Genomic DNA, 257 nt, shown 5'->3' on the forward strand with positions numbered 1-257 from the left:
TGATTAAGAATAAATCGGGCTCTTTAACTGCAATGCCTTGCGTTATGGGAGCGATGCTGGCGACAGGAAAGTTAAACCCAATCGTTCAATCATATTCATATGAACTCGGTATAATATCCCAGATTGATAATGATTATCAAGGTTTGTTTTACTTAAATAATGATTTTGTTCAACGCAAAAATACACTTGCTTATTTATACTTAAAAAAGAGATTCAATAAAGCTTCTGAAGAAATCTTACAATGGTATGAAAACCCG

The 257-nt window shown here is 33.1% G+C and carries 1 pseudogene; it reads left to right on the top strand.

Going from position 1 to position 257, the window contains the following annotated elements:
* Positions 1 to 257: pseudogene (locus SB660_RS21890) on the top strand (polyprenyl synthetase family protein); the annotation flags it as partial.

Source organism: Bacillus sp. SIMBA_005 (genome assembly GCF_046535585.1).
Taxonomy (GTDB): Bacteria; Bacillota; Bacilli; order Bacillales; family Bacillaceae; genus Bacillus; species Bacillus pumilus.